The sequence below is a fragment of the Pseudomonas sp. N2-3-1-14 genome, assembly GCF_041228395.1.
Classification (GTDB): domain Bacteria; phylum Pseudomonadota; class Gammaproteobacteria; order Pseudomonadales; family Pseudomonadaceae; genus Aquipseudomonas.
The window spans coordinates 4,369,514-4,387,680 of sequence record NZ_CP166199.1 but is presented as its reverse complement, the minus strand read 5'-3'; the positions used below and the strand labels follow the sequence as shown (position 1 = coordinate 4,387,680).

Annotated in this window: 18 protein-coding genes; 11 read left to right on the top strand and 7 right to left on the bottom strand. The window is 60.8% G+C overall.

Annotated features, from left to right (window positions below):
* Nucleotides 1-53: 53 nt before the first annotated feature.
* The gene (locus tag AB5I78_RS20270; RefSeq protein WP_242195507.1) at nt 54-1,016 is read right to left on the bottom strand and encodes an alpha/beta hydrolase; all 963 of its coding nucleotides are present in this window, start codon (nt 1,014-1,016) and stop codon (nt 54-56) included.
* A gap of 143 nt (nt 1,017-1,159) precedes the next feature.
* On the opposite strand from AB5I78_RS20270, the gene aroC reads away from it, so the two are divergent.
* From aroC to AB5I78_RS20250, 4 genes are all read left to right on the top strand, one after another.
* Complete coding sequence (aroC, locus tag AB5I78_RS20265; RefSeq protein WP_369301212.1) at nt 1,160-2,251, top strand: chorismate synthase; 1,092 nt, start codon at nt 1,160-1,162, stop codon at nt 2,249-2,251.
* 52 nt (nt 2,252-2,303) lie between these two features.
* Nucleotides 2,304-3,470 (top strand): MFS transporter, encoded by a 1,167-nt coding sequence (locus AB5I78_RS20260; protein WP_277933567.1) that lies wholly within the window; start codon nt 2,304-2,306, stop codon nt 3,468-3,470.
* Nucleotides 3,467-3,997 carry an acireductone dioxygenase gene (locus AB5I78_RS20255; protein ID WP_369301211.1) on the top strand — a complete coding sequence of 177 codons (531 nt, stop codon included), beginning with the start codon at nt 3,467-3,469 and terminating at the stop codon, nt 3,995-3,997. The genes AB5I78_RS20260 and AB5I78_RS20255 overlap by 4 nt, the downstream gene beginning before the upstream one ends.
* A 206-nt stretch (nt 3,998-4,203) precedes the next feature.
* Nucleotides 4,204-4,470 (top strand): response regulator transcription factor, encoded by a 267-nt coding sequence (locus tag AB5I78_RS20250; RefSeq protein WP_145158761.1) that lies wholly within the window; start codon nt 4,204-4,206, stop codon nt 4,468-4,470.
* A gap of 58 nt (nt 4,471-4,528) precedes the next feature.
* Here the strand turns inward: AB5I78_RS20250 and AB5I78_RS20245 are convergent, their stop codons facing one another.
* On the bottom strand, nt 4,529-4,807 hold the full coding sequence (locus AB5I78_RS20245; RefSeq protein ID WP_016970113.1) for a DUF3509 domain-containing protein: 279 nt from the start codon (nt 4,805-4,807) through the stop codon (nt 4,529-4,531).
* A 393-nt stretch (nt 4,808-5,200) separates the two neighbouring features.
* Here AB5I78_RS20245 and AB5I78_RS20240 point away from each other — a divergent pair, with 393 nt between their 5' ends.
* The 5 genes from AB5I78_RS20240 (at nt 5,201) to AB5I78_RS20220 (ending at nt 10,990) form a co-directional block, all read left to right on the top strand.
* Complete coding sequence (locus AB5I78_RS20240; RefSeq protein ID WP_369301210.1) at nt 5,201-7,027, top strand: long-chain-acyl-CoA synthetase; 1,827 nt, start codon at nt 5,201-5,203, stop codon at nt 7,025-7,027.
* 111 nt (nt 7,028-7,138) lie between these two features.
* Entirely contained in the window at nt 7,139-7,654 is a 516-nt protein-coding gene (locus AB5I78_RS20235) for an ankyrin repeat domain-containing protein (RefSeq protein WP_124418126.1), read from the top strand.
* Between the two features lie 41 nt (nt 7,655-7,695).
* Complete coding sequence (locus AB5I78_RS20230) at nt 7,696-8,226, top strand: hypothetical protein (RefSeq protein WP_262207939.1); 531 nt, start codon at nt 7,696-7,698, stop codon at nt 8,224-8,226.
* A gap of 67 nt (nt 8,227-8,293) precedes the next feature.
* The gene (locus tag AB5I78_RS20225) at nt 8,294-8,485 is read left to right on the top strand and encodes a PLDc N-terminal domain-containing protein (protein ID WP_003172956.1); all 192 of its coding nucleotides are present in this window, start codon (nt 8,294-8,296) and stop codon (nt 8,483-8,485) included.
* Between the two features lie 417 nt (nt 8,486-8,902).
* Entirely contained in the window at nt 8,903-10,990 is a 2,088-nt protein-coding gene (locus AB5I78_RS20220; RefSeq protein ID WP_262207937.1) for an LTA synthase family protein, read from the top strand.
* A 55-nt stretch (nt 10,991-11,045) separates the two neighbouring features.
* Here the strand turns inward: AB5I78_RS20220 and AB5I78_RS20215 are convergent, their stop codons facing one another.
* A complete protein-coding gene (locus tag AB5I78_RS20215) occupies nt 11,046-11,198 on the bottom strand; it encodes a DUF3309 family protein (protein WP_003236711.1) in 153 nt (50 codons plus the stop codon).
* Between the two features lie 330 nt (nt 11,199-11,528).
* On the opposite strand from AB5I78_RS20215, the gene AB5I78_RS20210 reads away from it, so the two are divergent.
* Together AB5I78_RS20210 and csrA are read left to right on the top strand one after the other, a co-directional pair.
* Complete coding sequence (locus AB5I78_RS20210) at nt 11,529-12,344, top strand: SDR family oxidoreductase (protein ID WP_262207934.1); 816 nt, start codon at nt 11,529-11,531, stop codon at nt 12,342-12,344.
* A 228-nt stretch (nt 12,345-12,572) separates the two neighbouring features.
* Nucleotides 12,573-12,764, top strand: a complete 192-nt coding sequence (csrA, locus tag AB5I78_RS20205; protein WP_369301208.1) for a carbon storage regulator CsrA — start codon at nt 12,573-12,575, stop codon at nt 12,762-12,764.
* Between the two features lie 7 nt (nt 12,765-12,771).
* On the opposite strand, the gene AB5I78_RS20200 is transcribed toward csrA, so the two are convergent.
* From AB5I78_RS20200 to AB5I78_RS20185, 4 genes are all read right to left on the bottom strand, one after another.
* Nucleotides 12,772-12,999 (bottom strand): YheU family protein, encoded by a 228-nt coding sequence (locus AB5I78_RS20200; RefSeq protein WP_064453367.1) that lies wholly within the window; start codon nt 12,997-12,999, stop codon nt 12,772-12,774.
* A 73-nt stretch (nt 13,000-13,072) separates the two neighbouring features.
* A complete protein-coding gene (locus AB5I78_RS20195) occupies nt 13,073-14,257 on the bottom strand; it encodes an osmoprotectant NAGGN system M42 family peptidase (protein WP_262207931.1) in 1,185 nt (394 codons plus the stop codon).
* A 259-nt stretch (nt 14,258-14,516) separates the two neighbouring features.
* Entirely contained in the window at nt 14,517-16,265 is a 1,749-nt protein-coding gene (gene ngg / locus AB5I78_RS20190; protein WP_242195481.1) for an N-acetylglutaminylglutamine synthetase, read from the bottom strand.
* Nucleotides 16,266-16,268: 3 nt separating this feature from the next.
* Entirely contained in the window at nt 16,269-18,041 is a 1,773-nt protein-coding gene (locus tag AB5I78_RS20185; protein WP_369301207.1) for an N-acetylglutaminylglutamine amidotransferase, read from the bottom strand.
* Nucleotides 18,042-18,167 lie beyond the last annotated feature (126 nt).

Genomic DNA, 18,167 nt, shown 5'->3' with positions numbered 1-18,167 from the left:
GTCGACCCTGGGCTTATCGGCCGTTTTTCTCAGGACTGGAGGTAAATAGTCGCTTAACGGGGTTGAAGTCCGTCGATAAAGCGCACGATGCGCTCACCCAGCTCGGCGGCAAGCGGCAGTTTCGGGTCGTTGTAGGAGGCCAGTTGCTCTTTCACGTCCTTGGGCACAATGCGCATGACATGGTTCATGCCTTCGATCACCGTCAAGTGCGCGTCGGGCTTGGCGTTTTTCAGTTGCCGGGCATCTGCGACGCCCACCTGAATATCGTTGGTGCCCTGGATGATCAAGGCCGGCATGGTCAGTTTGGCGAACGCGGCTGACGGGTCGGCGCGAAACAGGCTGATCAGATAAGGCTGCACGCTGGGTCGGAAAATACCTTCCAGCGGGCCGGGCACATCGGCATCCACTTGGCCGGCCTTGAGGTGGTCGAGTATCTCGTTGCTGCGCAGCAACAGGGCAGGGGGCAGGTGATCGGCCAACTGCTGGCGGATCACCTGATCCACCGGCCGCGCACTGCCAGACAGAGAAATAACGCCGGCCGGATTCAGTTGCGGTGCGGCGAGCGCGGCAACCAGCGCGCCTTCGCTGTGGCCCAGGACGATCAGCGGGCCCATGCGACTGTCGGCCTTGAGCAGCTTGCCCCAGGCCACGGCATCGGATACGTAGGCATCCAGGGTCAGGTTGCGTTCATCCGGGGTGGCCGCCAGGCTGGCGGCCACCCCGCGCTTGTCGTAGCGCACGCTGGCAATGTTGTGTCGGGCAAGCACCCAGGCCAGGCGCTTGAGGCTGTCGTTGCGTGCGCCGTCGGCACTGTTGCCGTTACGGTCGGTAGGCCCGGAGCCGGCAATGATCAACACCACCGGCACCGGCTTGTCGGATTGGGGCAGTAAAAGCGAGCCAAACAGCTCGCCGTTGCCGGTGTCCAGGCTGATCGGCCGTTGCAGCACGACAGGGGAGGCGGCGAAGCCCAGGCTGGAAAACAGGGTGAGGGTTAAAAGCAGAACTCGCAGCATCATCGCGCCATCATCAGGAAGGTGCCGGTTGGACCAACGTCTACCGGTAAGGTTTCGAGGATGAACTAGTCGGTTAGCCTGCGTATACTGGCCGCCTTAAGTTATTACGGTTGACTTGATTCAACTGATTTCACGGAGCGCCCTGCATGTCCGGCAATACCTTCGGCAAGCTGTTCACTGTCACCACCGCGGGCGAAAGCCATGGCCCGGCGTTGGTCGCCATTGTCGATGGCTGCCCGCCAGGCCTCGAGCTGTCTCTGGACGACCTGCAGCGCGAGCTCGACCGCCGCAAGCCCGGCACCAGCCGCCACACCACCCAGCGCCAGGAGCCCGACGAAGTCGAAATCCTCTCCGGCGTGTTCGAAGGCCGCACCACCGGTTGCGCCATCGGCCTGCTGATTCGCAACACCGACCAGAAGTCCAAGGACTATTCGGCGATCAAGGACCTGTTCCGCCCGGCCCACGCCGACTACACCTACCATCACAAATACGGCGAACGCGACTACCGTGGCGGTGGCCGCAGCTCGGCGCGCGAAACCGCGATGCGCGTGGCTGCCGGTGCCATCGCCAAGAAATACCTGGCCACTCAGGGCATCGTGATCCGCGGCTACATGAGTCAGCTGGGTCCGATCGAGATCCCGTTCAAGACCTGGGACAGCGTCGACGACAACGCTTTCTTCAGCCCCGACCCGGACAAAGTGCCGGAACTGGAAGCCTACATGGACCAGTTGCGCCGCGACCAGGACTCCGTCGGCGCGAAGATCACCGTGGTTGCCGAAGGCGTCAAACCTGGCTTGGGCGAGCCGATCTTCGACCGCCTCGACGCCGAGCTGGCCCATGCGCTGATGAGCATCAACGCGGTGAAGGGCGTGGAAATCGGCGCCGGTTTCGCCTGTGTGTCCCAGCGCGGCACCGAGCACCGCGATGAGCTGACCCCGCAGGGTTTCCTCAGCAACAACGCGGGCGGCATCCTCGGCGGTATTTCCTCGGGCCAACCGATCGTTGCGCACCTGGCCCTCAAGGCCACGTCGAGCATCACCACGCCAGGCCGCTCGATTGATGTGCACGGCAACCCGGCGGATGTGATCACCAAGGGCCGCCATGACCCGTGCGTCGGCATCCGTGCCACGCCGATTGCCGAAGCCATGATGGCCATCGTGTTGATGGACCACCTGCTGCGCAACCGCGGGCAAAATGCCGATGTGCACGTGAATACGCCGGTGCTGGGCCAGCTGTGACAGCCGGTGGCGGGCGGGCTTGCTCAGGCAGGGCCGCGAAGCGGCCCCGTGCATGGTGAGCCCGACCCTCCCGTACTGGCGCCTGTCCAGCTTCTATCTGTTCTACTTCGCCCTGCTCGGGGCGACCGCGCCGTTCCTGGCCCTGTACTTCGATCATCTTGGGTTCTCCAGCGCACGCATTGGTGAGTTGGTGGCTATCCCCATGCTGATGCGCTGCGTGGCGCCCAATCTGTGGGGCTGGCTCGGCGATTACACCGGGCGGCGCCTGGCCATCGTCCGGTTTGGCGCGGTGTGTACGCTGGCCAGCTTTTCATTGATTTTCTTCAGCAAGACCTACGCCTGGCTCGCGCTGGTGATGGCCCTGCATGCGTTCTTCTGGCACGCCGTGTTGCCGCAGTTTGAAGTGATCACCCTGGCCCACCTGCAAAAGCAGACCTCGCGCTACAGCCAGATCCGCCTGTGGGGCTCGATTGGTTTCATCCTCACCGTGGTGATCATGGGCCGCCTGTTCGACTGGCTGAGCCTGGACATTTACCCGGTGGTGGTCGTGGTGATCATGGCCGGCATCATCGGTGCCAGCCTGTGGGTACCGAATGCGCAACCCGCGATCCACGACAATCGCCTGGCCGGTGACGGTTTTCTCAAGCAATTGCGCAGCCCTGGGGTGCTGGCGTTTTATGCCTGCGTGGCGCTGATGCAAATGAGCCACGGCCCGTATTACACCTTTCTCACCCTGCACCTCGAACATCTGGGCTACAGCCGTGGCGTGATCGGCATGCTCTGGGCCTTGGGCGTGGTCGCAGAAGTGCTGATGTTTCTGGCCATGAGCCGCATCCTCACGCGCTTTTCGGTGCGACGGGTGCTGCTGGCAAGTTTCCTGTTGGCGGCCGTGCGCTGGTTGTTGCTGGGCTCATTCGCCGAATTTTTCTGGGTGCTGCTGCTGGCGCAAGTGATGCACGCGGCCACCTTTGGCAGTTTTCACGCGGCGGCGATTGCCTTTGTGCAACGCAGCTTCGGCGCTCGCCAGCAAGGCCAGGGCCAGGCGCTGTATGCCGCACTGGCCGGCACTGGCGGCGCATTGGGCGCGCTGTATGCCGGTTATAGCTGGAACCTGTTGGGGCCGACCCTGACCTTCAGCATCGCCAGTGTCGCGGCCCTGGCCGCCGCCCTAATCATTGGCTTTCGATTGCAAGAGCCGAATAAAGGAACCGTGCAATGAGTTATGTCGCTGTTTACCCGCTCGCCACACCCGATACCCCGAACAAGGTGTTGACCCACTTCGACGATATCGTCTCGACCCTGGTTGAGCACGGCGTGGGTTTTGACCGCTGGCAGCCCAGCCCCCTCGAAAAGGGCGCCAGTGACGCTGAAATGATCGCGGCGTACCAGTCGCAGATCGATGCCCTCGGCTACGGCTCTGCTCAGGTATTGAGCGTAACGGGCGACCATCCGCAACGCGCCGAATTGCGCGCTGAAGGCCTCAAGGCGCGTCGCTACAGTGCAGACAACGTGCTTTTTTTTATCGCGGGTCAAGGCTTGTTCTGCCTGCTCGTGGGCGAGTACGTCTACGCCGTGCGTTGTGAGAAGAATGACGTGCTGGTGGTTCCGGCCGGAATGCCGCATTGGCTCGACGTGGGTGAAAATCCGCACTGTGTGGCGCTACGTTTATTCCATACAACCGAAGGGTGTGTGCCTCAGTTCACCGGCGAGCACAGTGCCGCTGGTTTTCCAGGCTTGGACGATTAAGCGCGAATAGTTGAATGTTCAACCCCGGCAGGTTGGAAGTTGTTGTGGGAAAGAACTTATATAAATGTAAGACGTAGCTGTTTATGCGGCGCCTTATGCTTTCAATCTATTCGTTATGTAACTCTCCCGACTCAATGTTTATACCGCCTGTCAATCGCAGGAGTCCGAAAGGTGGTATGGCATCCACTGATACAGGAGAGAGAGTGATGAGTGGCCCAGAGCAGCCGTGTCGTGCGCTTGCCGTGCCGAGCGCCGTTGGAAAACGCCTGAGCCTGGGCGGCAAACCCCTGACGCCGACAGAGCTGGAGATCCTGCGCTGGGCCTCGGAAGGCAAGACCGTCTGGGAAATCAGCCAGATTCGCGCCACCTCCCAAGCCACGGTTAAATTCCATCTGCGTAACATCTACCTCAAGCTGCAAGTCACCAACCGCGTGCAGGCGATGAACGCAGCGGCCCGCCAGGGGCTTTGCTGAAGGCACAAAAAAAGGCCGCGACGCTCAACGGCGTCGCGGCCTTTTTTGCCCGGATTACTCAGGCCGAATGGTAGGTCGGCAGGGCAAAGCGATTCTGGCTTTGCAGCATCGAGATCTGTGGCAGCTCGCTGGCTTGTTCGGCCAGGTCGCGGCGAATGGCGCTGATGACCCAGGTCAGTTGGTCAGCGGTGTGCAGTTGTTGATACGAAATCGAACGCTTGACCTGTTTGCCTTCGCTGTTGCGCAGGGTCAACAGGATCCCGCCGTCTGGGCGTGGCTGAGTGGTGACGTCGTATTGGGAGAATACAGAAGCGAATTTATCTTGGATCAGGCTCATGTCTATCAGCTCCGTTGGCTCAAGTTGGCAAGCATGGAGTGATAGGTGCAGTGATTGTGCCAGTATTGGACTGTCTAAAAAATCGTTATAAATCAGTAGGTTAAAATTTTATAGGTTTTTCACTTTCGTGCAATTTGCATGAAAGGCCATCGTGCATCCTGCATTTTGCGTTATCGGGGCCGGGCATTTCGCTCCCCGTTACAGTTAATGACCGCATCGGCGCCGCGCAATTCCCTATTTCATTCTGGGCGGTACGGGATACAAAACTTTTCAAATCCCACATGTACAGCCGAAGAATGGCAGGCGTATTTTCCTGCAAGGTATTTGACCTCTTCCTACAGGGCCGAGGCTGTGTCTGGATCATACGAAGAATAAGAAAAAGGACGTTCCGCCATGAACCACCCGCACGACGACATGATCACCTGGGGCAAGCTACTGCGTAAGGTGCCGGCGATAGTTCGGGCCCTGCCACGCGTGGTACGCGGCATGCGCGCCGCGAACGTCACCGATCCCAGCCAGCCCTGCGGCCTGGGATGGCAATTCGAACAGGCCACCTCTCGTAACCCAGATGGCGCGGCGCTGTTATATGGCGACAGTGTGCTCAGCTACGCCCAAGCCAACCAGCGTGCCAACCGTATTGCCCATCACCTGCAAGAGCAGGGCATCGGCAAGGGGGATGTGGTCGCGTTGTTCATCGAAAACCGCCCTGAACTGCTGTTGAGCGTGTTGGCCGTGGCCAAGCTGGGTGGCATTTGCGCAATGCTCAATACGTCGCAAACCCAGGCAACGCTGGCGCACAGCCTGAATCTGGTGAGCCCGGTGGCAATCGTGGTGGGCGCGGAATTGGTGGCGGCCTACACGACCGTGCGTGAGCACGTGGCAATCGCCGCGCACAGGACCTGGTTTGTCGCCGATCAGCACTCAAGCACGCCTCCTGAAGGCTATACCGACCTGATGACCGCCAGTGCCGACGGCTCGGTGGAAAACCCCGCCAGTACCGGACAAGTGTTCTTCAACGACCCCTGCTTCTATATCTACACCTCCGGCACCACGGGCTTGCCCAAGGCCGGCATCATGAAGCACGGGCGCTGGACCAAAACCGCGGTCAGCTTCGGCAGTATCGCGCTGGACATGGGCCCGGATGACGTCCTCTATTGCACATTGCCGCTGTACCACGCCACCGGCCTGTGCGTGTGCTGGGGCTCGGCGATTGTCGGGGCCTCGGGCTTTGCCATCCGGCGTAAATTCAGCGCCAGCCAGTTCTGGGACGATGCGCGCAAATTCAACGCAACCACCCTGGGCTATGTCGGTGAGTTGTGCCGCTACCTGCTCGATCAGCCCGCCAGCGCTCAGGATCTCGATAACCGCGTGACCAAGATGGTCGGCAATGGCCTGCGTCCCGGCGTGTGGGCGCAGTTCAAGCAACGTTATGGCGTTGAGCATGTTTGCGAACTGTATGCCGCCAGTGACGGCAACATCGGATTCACCAACGTGCTGAATTTCGACAACACCATCGGCTTTTGCCTGCAGCACTGGGCACTGGTGGACTACAGCAACGACAGCGGTGAACCGGTGCGTGGCGGCGACGGCTTCATGCGCAAGGTGCAAACGGGCGGGCAGGGGTTGTTACTGGCCAGGATCGATGAAAAGTCACCGTTCGACGGCTACACCGACCCGGAAAAGAACCGCAAGGTGGTGTTGACCGACGTGTTCGAGAAGGGCGACCGCTATTTCAATACCGGCGACTTGTTGCGCAGCATCGGCTTCGGCCATGCGCAATTTGTCGATCGCCTGGGCGATACCTATCGCTGGAAGGGCGAAAACGTCTCGACCACCGAAGTGGAGAACGTGCTGCTGCAACATCCGCAGATCGCCGAAGTGGTCGCTTACGGCGTCGAGATCGAAAACACCAATGGCCGCGCCGGCATGGTCGCCATCACGCCAAGTGAATCCCTGGCCTCGCTGGACATGCGTGAATTGCTGCAATTCGCCCACGGCCAGTTGCCGCATTACGCGGTGCCGTTGTTCCTGCGGATCAAGGTGAAGATGGAAACCACCGGCACCTTCAAGTATCAGAAGGTGCGTCTCAGAGAGGAGGCCTTCGACCCGGGCAAGGCCGGCAATGACCCGGTGTATGCGTGGCTGCCGGGCTCGGATTGCTATGTGCCGGTCACCGGCGACTTGTTGGCGCAGATTCAGGGCGGGCATTTCCGTTATTGAAAGCAGCGCTATTGATTCTGCCTATGAGCGCTTTTGGCAAAAAAGCCATGACAGTGGGGAACTCCATCGCGACACTGGGCGCCTATAAAGCAACCAGACAAGGAGCCCCACATGTCAGACCAGCCTAAACAAATGACCGAAGACGAAGCCGCTGAATTTGCCGAGCAGGTCTTCGACGTGGCCCGCAAAGGCGATGCCGCCATGCTCGCCGCACTGCTGGCCAAAGGCTTGCCGCCTAACCTGCGCAATCACAATGGCGACACCTTGCTCATGCTCGCGGCCTATCACGGTCACGCCGACGCGGTGAAAGTGCTGCTGGAGTTCAAGGCCGACCCGCTGATCGCCAACGACAAGAACCAACTGCCGATGGCCGGTGCGGCGTTCAAGGGCAACCTGCCCGTGGTCAAGGCGCTGATCGACGGCGGCGCGCCGGTGGACGGCGCCTCCTCGGACGGCCGCACGGCGTTGATGATGGCCGCGATGTTCAACCGTGTCGAAATGCTCGACTACCTGCTCGGCCAGGGTGCCAACCCCAAGGCCACCGATGCTCAGGGTGCGACGGCACTGGCGGCGGCGCACACCATGGGCGCGGCGGATACGGCGGCGCAGTTGCAAAAACTGGTGTAGGCTACGCGCCCTCAAAAACCAGCTCGCCACAGGACCTTCCCATGCAAACCGCCCTCGTCGAACTCATCAGCAAAATCAGCGCCGGCGTCATGGGCGAGGACGAAGTGGCACGCATTGCCGAGGAAGCGGCCCAGGCCTACGCGGACCCTGCCGCTTTTCTGGCGGCCAACCCGGATATCAACTACGACGACACTTTCCCGATTCCGCTGGGTGAGTGGGTCGTGGTCGGTAGCTTGCCGGACACGGTGCTGTTTCAAGCCGACACCTATGGCGACTTGTTTGCACAGATCGTCGCGTCGTTCGGCCCGGGCGTGGCGTTCAATCTCAAGCCCAAGCAGTTGGCCAAGACCGAAGACCTGACGGCGCTGAACCGCATCCAGATCCAGATGAGCGCCCTGAGCCCGGAGGACGGTGGCTATGTGCTGCTCAACTTCAGTCAGTTGCTGGATGACGAGATTCAGGCGGTGCTGGTCTACGGCAACGACCTGCCGCGCGTGCTGGAACTGTGCGCTGAAGTCGGCATCAAGGCTGAGCCGTCCCTGGAAGCCCTGCGCGTTGCCGTCCACGTCTGAAATAAAACGGAACCCCTGCCAGGGCTGACTATCCTACAAGTGCATGCCCTCACTTAGGAGCGACACCATGGGTTCCACTTTTAATGGCTTGATTGGCCTGATCATCCTGGCGCTGGATATCTGGGCGATCATCAACGTGTTCAAAAGCGGCGCCAGCACCGGTGCCAAGGTGCTGTGGATTTTGCTGATCCTGTTGCTGCCTGTCTTGGGCCTGATCATCTGGGCAATCGCCGGGCCACGCGGTAACGTGCGGATCTGACGACACCTGGGCCCGCTCTGATCCTGAGTGGGCACGGTAAATGTGGGAGCGGGCTTGCCCGCGATAACGGTTTATCAGCCACAGTTGTGCGGGCTGACACATCGCTATCGCGGGCAAGCCCGCTCCCACATTCGTTTCCAGCGTATTCAGAGTTTTGTGTGTCGAAAGTATTCGCTGCACGAAATTTTCACATCTTTTCCAAGACAATTCGCCGGCTTTATGACGCTGCCAAGGCTCTATCTCGAGTGCCTTTAAAGGCACAAGCGCGGCGCACGTTCAGTAATTAATAGCGTTGATGCCATTGATCGGGCACCATTTGCGCCACCGCGTTAACCGCCTGCCCCAGCCAGCCTGGGCGAGGGACGGACGCCACTGCATTTTTTCGCAACTTAAACTTCCAATGGGTCCTGAAACGACATGGCAAACCCGGACGCCCTGAGTCAGCAGCGAGCTTCAAATCGCCTGCTGCAACCGACCGTCAAATCCCATCTGGCGTACACGCTGCTCTGCGCATTGGTCATGATGGTGATGTTCTCCCTGCTGCGCCTGGCGCTGCTGGTCTACAACCGCGAGATGATCCTCGACACGCCGGCCTCGACCTTCCTGGAAGCGTTCGCCAACGGGCTGCGTTTTGACATACGCCTGGTGATGTACGTGCTGGTCCCGCTGCTGCTGGCCTTGTTCAGCGTACGGGCGATGGCGGCACGCGGGTTCTTCCGTTTGTGGCTGACCGTCGCGTCCAGCATTGCCCTGTTCCTGGGGCTGATGGAAATGGACTTCTACCGCGAATTCCACCAGCGCCTCAACGGCCTGGTCTTCCAGTATGTAAAGGAAGACCCGAAAACCGTGATGAGCATGCTCTGGTACGGTTTCCCGGTGGTGCGTTACCTGCTGGCCTGGGCCGTGGGCACGCTGATCCTGAGCATGGCCTTCAAAGGTGCCGACCGTGCAACGCGCCCTCGCGGCCCGTTCAGCGGCGGCAGCATCGGTACCCGCCAAGTGGCGCCGTGGTACAGCCGCATCGCCGTGTTTGTGGTCTGCCTGTTGATCGCCGTAGTCGCCATCCGCGGCACCTTGCGTCAAGGCCCGCCGCTGCGTTGGGGTGATGTCTACACCACCGACTCGAACTTCGCCAACCAGTTGGGCCTCAACGGCACGCTGTCGCTGATCGCTGCGGCCAAGGCGCGCTTCTCCGAGGAACGTTCCAACATCTGGAAGGCCACCCTGGACCAGCCGCTGGCCACCCAGACCGTGCGCGACATGCTGGTGCTGCCGCAAGAGAAACTGGTGGATACCGACACCGCCGCCGTGCGTCGTGACTACACGCCACCGGCCGAGAAGACTCTGCCGATCAAGAACGTCGTGGTCATCCTGATGGAAAGCTTCGCCGGTCACTCGGTGGGCGCCCTGGGTCGCCCGGGCAACATCACGCCGTACTTCGACAAGTTGTCCAAGGAAGGCCTGCTGTTCGATCGCTTCTTCTCCAATGGCACGCACACCCACCAGGGCATGTTCGCCACCATGGCCTGCTTCCCGAACTTGCCGGGTTTCGAATACCTGATGCAGACCCCGGAAGGCAGCCACAAGCTGTCGGGTCTGCCGCAGTTGCTCAGCGCGCGCAAATTTGACGACGTGTATGTCTACAACGGCGATTTCGCCTGGGACAACCAGTCGGGCTTCTTCAGCAACCAGGGCATGACCAACTTCATCGGGCGTAATGACTTCGTCAACCCGGTGTTCTCCGACCCGACGTGGGGCGTGTCCGACCAGGACATGTTCAACCGTGGCCTGGAAGAGTTGAAAGCCCGCGAAGGCGGCAAGCCGTTCTACGCACTGCTGCAAACCCTGTCCAACCACACGCCGTACGCGTTGCCGACGCCATTGCCGGTCGAGAAAGTCACCGACCGTGGCAGCCTCAACGAGCATTTGACGGCCATGCGTTACTCCGACTGGGCCCTGGGCCAGTTCTTTGAAAAGGCCCGCAAAGAGCCGTATTTCAAGGAAACCCTGTTCGTGATCGTGGGCGACCATGGCTTTGGCAACGAACAGCAGATCACCGAAATGGACCTGGGCCGCTTCAACGTGCCGATGCTGATGATTGCACCGGGCATGCAGGAGAAGTTCGGCGAGCGTGACCACACCGTGGGCACTCAGATCGACATCGTGCCGACCATCATGGGCCGCCTCGGTGGCGACACCCTGCACCAGTGCTGGGGCCGTGACCTGCTGAACCTGCCGGAAGGCGATAAGGGCTTCGGCGTGATCAAGCCGTCGGGCAGCGATCAGACGGTGGCGCTGGTTACCGCAGACCGCATTCTGGTACTGCCCAAGGAGATGCCGCCCAAGCTGTGGGAGTATGAATTGGGCGCGAACCCGACCGGTAAAGTGATTCCCGAGTCACCGGACGAAGCGGCGCTGAAGCAGAAACTCGAGTCGTTCCTGCAAACGGCCACCAAGAGCCTGTTGGATAACACTGCCGGCGTGATTGACGGCAAGCCGGATTAATTAACCGGGCATAAAAAAAGAGGCCTCATTGAGGCCTCTTTTTTTTGTGCGGAATTTATATCCGACCGAGCAGCAACAGTACCACCAGCACTACCAGGACAACGCCCAGAATACCCGACGGGCCATAGCCCCAGTTACGCGAGTGCGGGAACACCGGCAGGCCGCCGACCAACAGCAGGATCAAGATAATGATCAGAATGAGGCTCATGGTTTTTTTCCTTATAGGGCCTTCTGAAAAGACCGGTTATTAACGACAGGCCCGTGGGTTTATTTACGGACGCCTTAATAACTCCGACTCTGTCACTTCAAAGAAAATTCCCTGCTTTTTTAAAGCATTTTGCAAAGTTGCTTATTTCTTTTAATGCGTTCGCAATCAGGTGCGCTTAGTTGAAATTTATTGAACTTACGCTATAAACCATCCTCGCACCTGGCCTCAGGTTTGCCCGAGGCATTCATCAATTGGATGGTGCGTGGGTGTCGCAAAAACCTTCGCTACACTGCCGGTCACTTCCTACGTGAACCACAAGGCTTATTTCCTATGCAAAATCGCATGATGATCACCGGCGCCGGGTCCGGCCTGGGCCGCGAAATCGCGCTGCGCTGGGCCCGTGAGGGTTGGCAGCTGGCCTTGTCGGATGTCAGCGAGCCGGGCCTGCAGGAAACGCTCAAGCTGGTGCGCGAGGCGGGTGGTGATGGGTTTGTGCAGCGCTGCGATGTGCGTGATTACAGCCAGCTCACCGCCTTTGCACAGGCGTGCGAGGTGAAATTGGGCGGTATCGATGTGATCGTCAACAATGCCGGTGTGGCGTCGGGGGGCTTCTTTGCCGAGTTGTCGCTGGAGGATTGGGACTGGCAGATCGCGATTAACCTGATGGGTGTGGTCAAGGGCTGCAAGGCGTTCCTGCCGTTGTTGGAGAAGAGCAGGGGCCGGATCATCAATATTGCGTCGATGGCGGCCTTGATGCAGGGGCCGGCCATGAGTAATTACAACGTGGCCAAGGCGGGCGTGGTGGCGTTGTCGGAGAGTTTGCTGGTCGAGCTCAAGCATCAGGAAATTGGCGTGCATGTGGTGTGCCCGTCGTTTTTCCAGACCAACTTGCTGGATTCGTTTCGTGGGCCGACGCCGGCGATGAAGGCGCAGGTGGGCAAGTTGCTGGAGAGTTCGCCCATTTCGGCGGCTGACATTGCCGACTATATCTACCAGCGCGTGGCACAGGGCGAATTCATGATTTTGCCGCACGAGCAAGGGCGCATGGCCTGGGCGTTGAAGCAGAAAAATCCGCAGCTGCTGTATGACGAGATGACCAGCATGGCAGACAAGATGCGGGCCAAGGCTCAGGCGGTCAAGGCCTGAGGTGTTGGGCGTGTACCTATGCGTTATTCCGGTAACGGCGCAGCTGGATTGCGCCTTACCCGGCGACACCCCGGTAACGGATAGGTACCCGACCGGCCCAATGAGGCTGATGTCTGTCAGGCAAATTACCAGCTCGCGTAGGTCTCGCCTGATTTAGTGGCAAGCCATTGTCGCACCCCCTCCGAGCGCGCATGGTCAAGGTCCTGTCACTCCAAAAGGACAACCGCCATGCTGGTCTTAAGCCGCGCCGTAGGCGAAATCATTTCCATCGGCGATGACATCGCCTTGCATATCCTCGAGCTGAACGGAACCCAGGTGAAATTCGGCATCCAGGCACCGGTAGGGGTCAACGTGCACCGCGCCGAGGTGTATCAGAAAATCCTCGAACGCCAAGTCGCGCAAACTGAAACCAACCCCTAGCACCTCCTCAATCGAACAGATGCTTGGGCACGTCGTGCTTGAGCATCAACTGGCATTGCTCGCTTTCAGGGTCGAACACAATCAGCGCCTGCCCTTTGGTCAGCGCCTGGCGCACGCGCAGCACGCGGGTCTCCAAGGGCGTTTCATCGCCATTGTCAGTGCCGTCGCGGGTGACGAAGTCTTCGATGAGCCGGGTCAGGGTGTCGACTTCAAGTGCGTCGTAGGGAATCAGCATAAAAGCCTCAGAGGTAGAATCCCGGCGATGCTACTGCGCCGGGACCCGTCTTGCCAGTATCAGGTTGCCAGCCTCAGGACTTCTGTCCTACCAGACTGTCCACCGATGGCACTCGCGTATCGCTCTCCATCTGCGTCTCGTGTTCGATCTGATGACTGAAGCGGTCGAGCGAACCCTGGGCCGGCTGCGCATCGCTGGCAAATACCGGCGGGCTGAGGATGTACGCGCTCAGCAGGCGACTCAACGCCGCCAGGCTGTCGATGTGTGTGCGCTCGTAGCCGTGGGTTGCATCGCAACCGAACGCCAGCAGCGCAGTGCGAATGTCGTGCCCGGCGGTGACCGCCGAATGCGCATCGCTGAAGTAGTAGCGGAACAGGTCGCGACGCACGGGCAGGTCGTTTTCCGAGGCCAGGCGCAACAAATGCCGGGACAGGTGATAGTCGTACGGCCCACCGGAATCCTGCATCGCCACACTCACGGCGTGTTCGCTCGAATGCTGGCCGGGCGCGACCGGTGCGATGTCGATGCCGACAAATTCACTCACATCCCAAGGCAATGCCGCGGCGGCGCCGCTGCCGGTTTCCTCGGTGATGGTAAACAGCGGGTGACAGTCGATCAGCAACGGTTCGCCGCTGTCGATGATCGCCTTGAGCGCGGCGAGCAGTGCAGCCACGCCGGCTTTATCGTCCAGATGGCGCGCGCTGATGTGGCCACTGTCGGTGAACTCGGGCAGTGGGTCAAACGCCACGTAGTCACCAATACTGATGCCCAGCGAATCGCAGTCGGCGCGGGTGGCGCAGTAAGCGTCCAGGCGCAGTTCGACATGGTCCCAACTCACCGGCATTTCATCCACGGCGGTGTTGAAGGCATGCCCGGAGGCCATCAGCGGCAGCACGCTGCCACGGATCACGCCGTTGTCGGTGAACAGGCTGACGCGGCTGCCTTCGGCAAAACGGCTGGACCAGCAACCGACGGGCGCCAGGGTCAGGCGGCCGTTATCCTTGATCGCCCGCACGGCGGCGCCGATGGTGTCCAAGTGGGCCGAGACGGCACGGTCAGGGCTGTTTTTCTGGCCCTTGAGGGTGGCGCGAATCGTGCCGCGCCGGGTCATCTCAAAGGGAATCCCCAGCTCTTCCAGGCGCTCGGCGACGTAGCGCACGATGGTGTCGGTGAAGCCGGTAGGGCTGGGAATGGCGAGCATTTCCAGCAGTACCTTCTGCAGGTAGTTGAGATCCGGTTCGGGGATGGTTCGGCTCATAAAGACTCCTGATGAATGGGGGCGAGCGGATTTTGTGTGGCGAACGGGCCTGTTGTGGCAAGTGGCCCTGTTGTGGTGAGCGGGCTTGCTGTGGCGAGCGGGCTTGCCCCGCGTTGGGCTGCGAAGCAGCCCCAAAACCTGCCAACGCATTCTGGCTGAAAGACTGCGGTGCCAGGGTCAGGGCCGCTTCGCGCCCCAACGCGGGGCAAGCCCGCTCGCCACAACAAGCCCGCTAGCCACGACGGGCCCTCGCCACAGGTTATTGGGCGGTCGGCTGACTGTGCGGAAACAGCAAATCCACAAACTTCTCCGCCGTCGGTTGCGGTTCATGGTTGGCCAGCCCGGCCCGTTCGTTGGCTTCGATAAACACATACTCAGGTTGATCGGCGGCAGGCACCAGCAGGTCCAGGCCGACCATGGGAATGTCCAGCGCACGCGCCGCGCGCACGGCAGCGTCCACCAATGTGGGGTGCAAAATCGCCGTGACGTCCTCCAGGCAGCCGCCGGTGTGCAGGTTGGCGGTGCGGCGCACGGCCAGGGTCTGGCCACGCGGCAGGATGCTGCTGTAGTCAAAACCGGCGGCGTGCAGGGTGCGTTGGGTTTCGTCGTCCAGCGGGATCTTGCTTTCACCGTCAGTGGCCGCTTGGCGACGACGGCTTTGGGCTTCGATCAGGGCGCCGATGGAATGCTGGCCGTCGCCGGTCACCTCGGCCGGGCGCCGAATCGCGGCGGCAACCACTTCAAAACCGATCACCAGAATGCGCAGGTCGAGGCCTTCATGGAAGCTCTCGAGCAACACGCGGCTGTCGAACTGGCGCGCTGTTTCGATGGCTTTCTGCACGTCCTCGATGGTCTGCAAATCCACCGCCACGCCCTGGCCTTGCTCGCCATCCAGTGGCTTGACCACGATGCGCTGGTGTTCGTCGAGGAACTCCAGGTTGTCGTCGGCACTGCCCGCCAATTGCTGCGACGGCAGGTTCAAGCCGGCGGCTTTGAGCACTTTGTGGGTCAGGCTCTTGTCCTGGCACAAGGTCATGCTGATGGCGCTGGTCAGGTCGCTCAATGATTCACGGCAACGCACGCGGCGCCCGCCATGGCTGAGGGTGAACAGGCCGGCATCGGCGTCATCCACGTGCACATCGATGCCACGTCGGTGGGCCTCTTCGACAATGATGCGCGCATAGGGATTGAACCCGGCCTGCGGGCCCGGGCCCAGAAACAGCGGCTGGTTGATGCCGTTTTTGCGTTTGATCGCAAAGGTGGTCAGCGCGCGAAAACCCAGCTTGGCATAGAGGCTCTTGGCCTGACGGTTATCGTGCAGCACCGACAGGTCGAGGTAGCTCAAGCCGCGGCTCATGAAGTGCTCCACCAAGTGGCGCACCAGCACTTCACCCACGCCGGGGCGGGTGCACTGCGGGTCAACTGCCAGGCACCACAGGCTGCAGCCGTTTTCCGGGTCGTGAAAGGCTTTCTGATGGTTCAGGCCCATCACGCTGCCGATCACCGCGCCGCTGTCTTCGTCTTCGGCCAGCCAATACACCGGGCCGCCCTGATGGCGTGGGGTCAGGCGTTCAGCGTCGACCGGCAACATGCCGCGCCCCTGGTAGAGCACGTTGACCGCTGCCCAATCGGCTTCGGTTTGGACCCGGCGAATACGAAAACCGCGAAACACACGGGTAGCGGGGCGATAGTCGCTGAACCACAGGCGCAGCGTGTCGGACGGGTCAAGGAACAACTGCTGCGGATCGATCCCCAGAATCTGCTGGGGCGCTGCCACATACAGGGCGATGTCGCGCTCGCCAGGCTGTTCCTTGAGCAGTTCCTGGGCCAGGCTCGCCGGGTCCGGGAACGTATGGCCGATCAACAATCGGCCCCAACCACAATGCACGGCAATCGGTTCGGCGCCCAACGGGCTGCCATCTTCAGCCAGGCGGGCTTGCAGGCGCTCGTAGGTCGGCGCCTGGCCCTTCAGCAAGCGTTGGCTGTAAGCCGCTGCAAGAGGTTTCATCAATCAGATTCCTTGTTCGCTTAGCCACAGGTTCAGCGCCGCCAGTTGCCACAGCTTTGAACCGCGCAGCGGCGTCAGTTGGCCTTGCGGGTCTGTCAGCAGGCGATCGAGCATGGCCGGGTTGAACAGGCCGCGATCCTGGCTCGGGTCCAGCAGCAGTTCACGCACCCAGTTCAGGGTGTCGCCCTGCAAGTGCTTGAGGCCCGGCACCGGGAAGTAGCCTTTTTTGCGGTCGATGACCTCACTCGGGATCACGCGGCGCGCGGCTTCTTTCAAGACTTGCTTGCCACCGTCGGGCAATTTGAATTTGCCGGGCACACGGGCTGACAATTCGACGAGGCGGTAGTCCAGAAACGGCGTACGTGCTTCCAGGCCCCAGGCCATGGTCATGTTGTCGACGCGTTTGACCGGGTCGTCCACCAGCATCACCGTACTGTCCAGGCGCAGCGCCTTGTCCACGGCGGCGTCGGCGCCGGGCATGGCGAAGTGCTCACGCACAAAGTCACCGGCAGCATCGTTGGCGGTCAGCCACTTGGGGGCGACGGTGGCCGCGTAGTCGTCGTAGCTGCGGTCGAAAAAGGCATCGCGGTAGGCGGCAAAGGGATCGCTGGCGCCATCCACTTGCGGGTACCAGTGGTAACCGGCGAAGAGTTCATCCGCGCCCTGGCCGCTTTGCACCACTTTGCAATGCTTGGCCACTTCCCGCGACAGCAGGTAGAAGGCGATGCAGTCGTGGCTGACCATCGGCTCGCTCATGGCACGGAATGCGGCGGGCAGTTGCTCGATGATCTCGCTTTCGGCGATGCGCAGTTGATGGTGGCGGGTGCCGTAGTGCTTGGCGATCAGATCCGAATACTGGAATTCGTCGCCGCGCTCGCCGCCGGCGTCTTCAAAACCGATGGAAAAGGTCGACAGGTCCTGCACGCCGACTTCACGCAGCAGGCCGACGAGCATGCTCGAATCGACACCGCCGGAGAGCAGCACGCCGACATCCACGGCGGCGCGTTGGCGAATGGCCACGGCTTCGCGGGTGCTGTCGAGCACGCGGTCGGTCCAGTCTTCCAGGGTCAGGTTTTTTTCATCGTCATGGGGGCCGTAGGGCAGGGTCCACCAGGTTTTCTGTTCGGTCTTGCCGTTGGCGTCGATGCGCATCCAGCTGGCTGGCGGCAGTTTTTCAACACCTGCCAGCAACGTGCGCGGTGCCGGTACCACGGCGTGGAAGTTCAGGTAGTGATTAAGCGCGACCGGATCAAGCATCGGGTTGATATCACCGCCCTTGAGCAACGCCGGCAGTGCCGAGGCAAAGCGCAGGCGCTGGCCGGTGCGCGACAGGTACAAAGGTTTTACACCCAGGCGGTCGCGGGCGATGAACAGGCGCTGCGCGTCGCGCTCCCAGATGGCAAACGCAAACATGCCATTGAGCTTGGGCAGCAGTGCTTCGCCCCAGGCGTGGTAGCCCTTGAGCAGCACTTCGGTGTCACCACCGGAATAGAAGGCGTAGCCCAGGGCTTCCAGCTCTTGACGCAATTCCGGGAAGTTGTAGATCGCGCCATTGAAGGCCAGGGACAGCCCCAGTTGGGCGTCGACCATCGGTTGGGCCGAGCCGTCCGACAGGTCCATGATTTTCAGGCGTCGATGGCCCAGGGCAATCGGCCCTTGGGCATGGAAGCCCCACGCGTCAGGACCGCGTGGTGCTAAATGATGGGTGATCCGCTCCACCGCTGCCAGGTCGGCAGGTTGGTGATCAAAACGTAACTCGCCAGCTAATCCGCACATATATTCCTTACCGGTTTTTCCGTTGGGGACAGACAAAAAAGGCACCGCACCAAAAGGGTGGGTACCCAGAGACTGACCCGAGCAGATTCACGGAGTTTTAGAACAATACGTTATAAGGCAAAGAGC

Coding starts and splice junctions, on each gene's coding strand:
- AB5I78_RS20270 (WP_242195507.1), bottom strand. CDS start 1,016: ATGATGCTGCGAGTTCTGCTTTTAACCCTCACCCTGTTTTCCAGCCTG.
- aroC (WP_369301212.1), top strand. CDS start 1,160: ATGTCCGGCAATACCTTCGGCAAGCTGTTCACTGTCACCACCGCGGGC.
- AB5I78_RS20260 (WP_277933567.1), top strand. CDS start 2,304: ATGGTGAGCCCGACCCTCCCGTACTGGCGCCTGTCCAGCTTCTATCTG.
- AB5I78_RS20255 (WP_369301211.1), top strand. CDS start 3,467: ATGAGTTATGTCGCTGTTTACCCGCTCGCCACACCCGATACCCCGAAC.
- AB5I78_RS20250 (WP_145158761.1), top strand. CDS start 4,204: ATGAGTGGCCCAGAGCAGCCGTGTCGTGCGCTTGCCGTGCCGAGCGCC.
- AB5I78_RS20245 (WP_016970113.1), bottom strand. CDS start 4,807: ATGAGCCTGATCCAAGATAAATTCGCTTCTGTATTCTCCCAATACGAC.
- AB5I78_RS20240 (WP_369301210.1), top strand. CDS start 5,201: ATGAACCACCCGCACGACGACATGATCACCTGGGGCAAGCTACTGCGT.
- AB5I78_RS20235 (WP_124418126.1), top strand. CDS start 7,139: ATGTCAGACCAGCCTAAACAAATGACCGAAGACGAAGCCGCTGAATTT.
- AB5I78_RS20230 (WP_262207939.1), top strand. CDS start 7,696: ATGCAAACCGCCCTCGTCGAACTCATCAGCAAAATCAGCGCCGGCGTC.
- AB5I78_RS20225 (WP_003172956.1), top strand. CDS start 8,294: ATGGGTTCCACTTTTAATGGCTTGATTGGCCTGATCATCCTGGCGCTG.
- AB5I78_RS20220 (WP_262207937.1), top strand. CDS start 8,903: ATGGCAAACCCGGACGCCCTGAGTCAGCAGCGAGCTTCAAATCGCCTG.
- AB5I78_RS20215 (WP_003236711.1), bottom strand. CDS start 11,198: ATGAGCCTCATTCTGATCATTATCTTGATCCTGCTGTTGGTCGGCGGC.
- AB5I78_RS20210 (WP_262207934.1), top strand. CDS start 11,529: ATGCAAAATCGCATGATGATCACCGGCGCCGGGTCCGGCCTGGGCCGC.
- csrA (WP_369301208.1), top strand. CDS start 12,573: ATGCTGGTCTTAAGCCGCGCCGTAGGCGAAATCATTTCCATCGGCGAT.
- AB5I78_RS20200 (WP_064453367.1), bottom strand. CDS start 12,999: ATGCTGATTCCCTACGACGCACTTGAAGTCGACACCCTGACCCGGCTC.
- AB5I78_RS20195 (WP_262207931.1), bottom strand. CDS start 14,257: ATGAGCCGAACCATCCCCGAACCGGATCTCAACTACCTGCAGAAGGTA.
- ngg (WP_242195481.1), bottom strand. CDS start 16,265: ATGAAACCTCTTGCAGCGGCTTACAGCCAACGCTTGCTGAAGGGCCAG.
- AB5I78_RS20185 (WP_369301207.1), bottom strand. CDS start 18,041: ATGTGCGGATTAGCTGGCGAGTTACGTTTTGATCACCAACCTGCCGAC.